Here is a 5428-nt window from a genome sequence, read left to right as displayed (position 1 = left end):
GCTCGGAAGCTTGGTAGTCTATATTATAATGGGAATAGTGACAATTTTCGCCAAACCCTTAGCCTCCCATTATGATTACAATGTAACGCGAAATTGCCCGCTTCGCACAAAAAAAATAATTTTTTTAACCGGAAGCGCGATCGCGCCCCAGAAAAGAGCCAGAGAAGGGGAAACCCGAAGGGAAGAAGGGGCAAAAGACGGGTAAGTTAAAACAAGAGAAAGTCCAAAATAGAAGTGTAAATGTTAAGCGCCTCGAAGATTGCGAATCAATTCTCCCAACCGCTCGATCGCGCCGCCATAGCACTGATTGCGGTGCTGACGGTAGCGATCGCCCTATTACTGTTTGGGGGAGACAGTACCGCCCCGAGAGTGCGGGACTTTAGCTGGGAGGATAGAGAAATCGGAGCTGAAGAGAGAGCCTTTATCGTCACCTTCAGTCGTCCGATGGATCGGGTCAGCGTCGAAGAGAATTTAGAAATCGAGCCAGCGTTACCGGGTAAAATTAGCTGGGCCGGACAGAGGATGGCCTATACACTCGATCGCCCCTTACCCTATGGGATGGAATTTGAGCTAGAAATAGAGGGTGCGCGAGATCGCTTTGACAATCCCGAGACAGCGACCCCGATCGATCCCTATGTGGGCAGATTCAAAAGTCGCGATCGCGCAATTGTTTACCTAGGCGTAGAGGAACAAGAACGCGGACAGTTAATTTTGTACAATTTAACCCAAGGGGAAAAAACGGTTCTCACCGAAGATTTAATGGTAATGGACTACGAACCCTATCCCAAAGGCGATCGGATCTTATTTTCCGCCAGCGATCGCCACGCCGGATCCAACGAGTTACTCGAACAGAAACTCTACACCGTCACCACAGGTCGAGATGGGAAACCCCCGGGAAAAATCGAGTTAGTCTTAGACGCAAAAAACTATCAAAACTTCAGTTTCGATTTATCTTCCGACGGCTCCACCATTTTAGTGCAGCGCTTGAAGAAAGGCAAAGGGGGGAAAGTGGGCTTGTGGATGATAAAAGAGGGAAAAAAAGCGAAACCCCTAGAAGCGGAACCGGGGGGAGAATTTTTAATTACCCCAGACAGTAATGCCATCGCGATCGCCCAAGGGCAGGGGTTAGCGATTTTGCCCTTAGAAGCCAACGCCGAACCGTTAGAATTTCTGCCGAAATTCGCACAGGTGCTAGATTTTTCCCGCAATGGTGCGGCGGCGGCGATGGTGAAATTCAACACAGACTATACGCGATCGCTGTTTCTAGTCACCAACACCGGGGTGCAAAAAGAATTGCGACGCATCAAAGGGTCGATTCTCGATGCCGAATTTAGTCCCGATGGGAAGATTCTCTATACCCTGCTGACCACCCTAATCGAAGGGGATGAATATCGAGAAGAGCCATATATTGCCGCGATTAACCTAGAAACCGAAGAGGCAACCACCTTGGTATTGCTACCGAAGCAAAGAGAGATTCAGATGAGTTTATCTCCCGACGGGTTAGGGTTGCTCTTCGACCAAATCTCTACCACAAATCGAGGCAGAAGTCAAGGGAGCGAAGCAATGCCGCGCACCAATTCCGGGGAAGCGATCGTCACCTCGCGCTTGTGGTTGCTGCCCTTAGAGCCGAGTATTCCCCCCGAGGAGATAGACAATTTGACACCGGTGGACTTTCCCTTTCGCGGGTTGCGCCCCGAGTGGTTGCCATAAAAAGAACCAGAAAGAATCGCGGATCCTCGTCCGCGATTCTTTCAACTTAGGGGTGCAGAGTTAATTTTGTAGGCGATCGCGCAGATTCGCGAGTTGCTGTCGGGCCTTAGTGTGGTTAGGGGTAATTCTCAGGGCTTGGTCATAGGATTCGATCGCTTCTTCATAGCGTTCCAACTGTTCCAGGGCCAGACCCCGGTTGTACCAGGCACTAGCCGGACCGGTAGTCAAGCCCCATTCCCCGGTACTATCGATCGCGCGATCGTAAGATTCCACCGCCGCCTCGTACTCGCCGAGGATCAGGAGAGCGGTACCTTTGTTGTACCAAGCCAGGGCGAACTGAGGATCCAATTCCAGGGCGCGATCGAACGCGGCGATCGCCTCATCGCGACGCTCTAATTGCCACAGAACCGACCCTCGGTTAATTGCGGCATCAGCGGCCCGGTTATCTCCCCATTCGCTATTACCTTCTAAGGCGCGATCGAACGATTCGAGCGCCTCTTCGTACTGTTGCGCCTGTTTGAGGACCATTCCGCGACTGAACCAGGCTAGAGAATAGTTCGGGCGAATTTCCGTAGCGCGGTTCATCGCCGCGATCGCCTCATCGTACTGTTCCAACTGTTCGAGAACCATACCGCGACCGATCCAGGCATCAGCATTATTAGAATTGAGGTCGATGACGCTTTGGTAAGCGCGCAGGGCATCCTCATATTGTTTGGAACTGAGCAGATATTGACCTCGGGAGAGCAAAGTTTCCACCTCCGTCGGGGCAGCGGCGGGGGTGGATTCACCCGTATTCTCCCCCGAAGGAGTATCCGGTTGCAGAATCGTCTGGGGAGTTGCCCGGGGTGCAGTGGGATCCGCAGAGGGTTGAGGAGTCATCTGGGGAGTCGCCCTAGGGGCACTCGGCGTCGATGGTGCATCCAGGATAACCCCCGGAGTCGTCACTTGTCCCGAGTCCTGGCTGCCCGTGGGATCCTCCGGGGCGGCTAAAACCGAGACCGGAACCCACAGACTCATTCCCGCCATGATGCCCAGCCAGGTGAAGATTCGCTGCATAATTTTCGCCTCCAGTAAGCAGTGATAGATCGCAGTGGGGTCAGCCGAATGCCGTAGCGCGCCCCAGTGGCGCGGTAATGCAATCCGACCTTCCCTCTTCACGATATCTTCAATTGTTTAGCGATCGCCTTCGATTGAACAGCCACAGTTTCCACCCCTACCTAAAGCAAGGCTTACAATCAGAGCAAATAATTCAGGTCGATCCGAATCGTGGTATTTTGTCCCGCCAAAAAAAACGTGGCATCGCGAAATTGTGGCGGTCCGGTGAGGATGGGGGGGTTATTGGAAAATCCAAACCCTTCTTGGGGAATGCCGATTTGATTGGTGTTGAGTTCCCCATCAGCATTTTCATCGTGAAATAAAGCCACCGCATAGTTGCCAAAATTCAGCCCGTCCAAGGTGAGGGTCAGGGGAGTTTGAGAAATAGGGAAACAAGAGGCTTTGAGGGCTTTCATCGCATCTTTGGGAAATCCGTCGCTGCGAGAAAAAACAGTCAAACAAATATTGCCTTGTTGGTTAGTCAGTCCATCCACTTCCACCGTGAGCTGACCCGCATCAAGGGCGCGGGCACCTCCTGGTAGAGAGAGGCTTGCCACCATTGTACCCAACACGGCGATCGCCTGGAATATTTTTTGCATAGGATTGATGTGGTTTTTTAAAGGGTTAACGTAGGCGGAACACAGACTTTATGTTTTGTTTTGGTGGTAGATTGCCGCTTATTTTTTGCAATGATTTGCATCGTGCAATCCTGGTATTGGATGGAATTGAGGTGATGAATGGTTATCGAGGTAACCACACAGCCAGCCCTCCACAATTTTAACGGCCATCTCCTTCCATCAATGTTTTAGTTACCCTGAATTGTATCTTACAGTTAAGCGATTTGAGCGCTAGTGAATAGGGAGTCAATCAAACCCGAAACCTCGCGGTTCTCCGGTGGAGAAGAGTGGACAGAGATTCTACAGGCTCGCCGAACGTGGGGGCATCCACCCCTTCTGGCGGGTTGAGCCTAAGCACTGGGGTTTCCGTTCCAGTTGGGGAGGCGGGTTAGGGTTATTGTAAGAGAATGGAGGGAAAAAATAGGGGGATATTTTTAAAGTTTTGGTAAATTAAAGAGCGATAATGTAGCGGGGGATTAAAAGATGCAATTCAGGGAAAATGGTTTCCCCAAAGCAGGGGAGAAAACCTTGCCGATCGCGAGGCACAAGGGAGGGGGACGGGAGTGAAGAGAGTGCTGGAGTATTGCCCACACAAAAGGAGAAGAAGCGAAGGGGAGACCCAGACCGAATGGGAAGCAGCAGCGTCCCTGCCCTGCGATCCATCCGGCATCGAAGGTAAAGATTGCCCGGGGGCGAACTCCCGCCTGAGTCGAGTTAAGACAAACGGCGTTGGGGAATCCTCACCGTAACAATCGTGCCCTCATCGGGAGAGCCTTCCAGGGTCATCTCGCCTCGATGTAACTCCACATATTTTTTGGCGATCGCCAAACCCAAACCCGTCCCCTGAATAGTACCCACATTGCTCCCGCGATGAAACGCATTAAACAACTGGGGCTGTTCATCCGGGAGAATGCCAATCCCCGGGTCTTGGATGCGGAAAATCACCCAATTGCCGGCAGGGTTGCCAGCATTGTCAGGAGAATCAGGGGAGTGAAGCGCGGCACTGTCAGCAGGGGAAGAGTGAGCGCAGCTCAACTCAAAATGAATTGTGCCTCCTTTTGGAGAATATTTAATCGCATTCGAGAGTAAATTGCTCAACAACTGGCGTAGGAGTTTAGGATCGGCGATCGCATCAGCACAGTGTCCCTGAGAGGTAAAGTTGATTTGGTGGGGCGAATGAGGCGTCAAGTGGCACTCAGCGATCGCCGCCGTGCAGAGTTCTTCCAGATTCACCGGTACCGGTTCGAATTCGAGCTGACCGGATTCAACCCGATCGATCGAGAGCACGTCAGAAACCAACTGCGTCAGGTGATGAGCAGCGGTTTGAATGCGCTGTAGGTGTTTCGTCCGCTTGCTTTCATCCCACTTTGGCCAATAACATTCCAGCAATTCCGCCGAAGACAAAATAGCCGTCAGGGGAGTGCGGTACTCGTGAGAGACCATCGTCACGATGCGGGATCTCAAGTCGCCGAGTTCGCGTTCGCGGTCTAGTGCCCTGACAATTTCGCGTTCCGCTTGCCTTTCCTGAAGCAGACGCTGCACCCGCCGACGCAGAACCGCCCAATGAATCGGTTTGGTGATATAGTCTGTCGCCCCCGCTTCAAACGCGCGATCCACCGAGTCTTCATCTTCGAGACTGGTAATCATCAACACGGGGATACCCCGACCGGGGGAGAGTGCTTGGATTTGGGTACAGCAGGTAAAGCCATCCATCACGGGCATCCGGGCATCAAGCAGCACCATATCTGGGTGAAGCCGCTTGTAAATATCTACACCCTCGATCCCGTCAGAAGCCTCAACCACCTGATACCCTTCATTTTGCATGGCGCGACGCAGCATCATGCGAGTTGTCCGATCGTCATCCACAAGAAGGATGAGGGGGGAGTTGTTCTGGGAATCGGTGTTATTCATCTACTAACTTGCCATTGCATTGTGACGTACTCCCGACGCCGACCGCTTAGGCGGTACGGCGCGGGCTTCTGGGCCGAGACCTTTGAGATCTGGGT

5 protein-coding genes are annotated in these 5428 nt (G+C 52.4%); 2 read left to right on the top strand and 3 right to left on the bottom strand.

Annotated features, from left to right (window positions below; all coding sequences use genetic code 11):
• Together AC0QH1_RS26865 and AC0QH1_RS26860 are read left to right on the top strand one after the other, a co-directional pair.
• A partial coding sequence (locus AC0QH1_RS26865) for a hypothetical protein (RefSeq protein WP_324634533.1) occupies window positions 1-205 on the top strand: 205 nt, incomplete at its 5' end.
• A 35-nt stretch (window positions 206-240) separates the two neighbouring features.
• On the top strand, window positions 241-1710 hold the full coding sequence (locus tag AC0QH1_RS26860) for a hypothetical protein (protein ID WP_324634532.1): 1470 nt from the start codon (window positions 241-243) through the stop codon (window positions 1708-1710).
• A gap of 60 nt (window positions 1711-1770) precedes the next feature.
• On the opposite strand, the gene AC0QH1_RS26855 is transcribed toward AC0QH1_RS26860, so the two are convergent.
• The 3 genes from AC0QH1_RS26855 to AC0QH1_RS26845 all read right to left on the bottom strand — a co-directional run bounded on the left by AC0QH1_RS26855 (window position 1771) and on the right by AC0QH1_RS26845 (window position 5333).
• Window positions 1771-2766, bottom strand: a complete 996-nt coding sequence (locus AC0QH1_RS26855; RefSeq protein WP_324634531.1) for a tetratricopeptide repeat protein — start codon at window positions 2764-2766, stop codon at window positions 1771-1773.
• Window positions 2767-2945: 179 nt separating this feature from the next.
• Window positions 2946-3404, bottom strand: coding sequence for a DUF2141 domain-containing protein (locus AC0QH1_RS26850; RefSeq protein WP_324634530.1), 459 nt, complete (start codon window positions 3402-3404; stop codon window positions 2946-2948).
• Window positions 3405-4136: 732 nt separating this feature from the next.
• Window positions 4137-5333, bottom strand: a complete 1197-nt coding sequence (locus AC0QH1_RS26845) for a hybrid sensor histidine kinase/response regulator (RefSeq protein WP_324634529.1) — start codon at window positions 5331-5333, stop codon at window positions 4137-4139.
• Between the last annotated feature and the right edge of the window lie 95 nt (window positions 5334-5428).

Source organism: Phormidium sp. CCY1219 (assembly GCF_055795085.1).
This window is presented reverse-complemented; position numbering and strand designations above follow the sequence as displayed.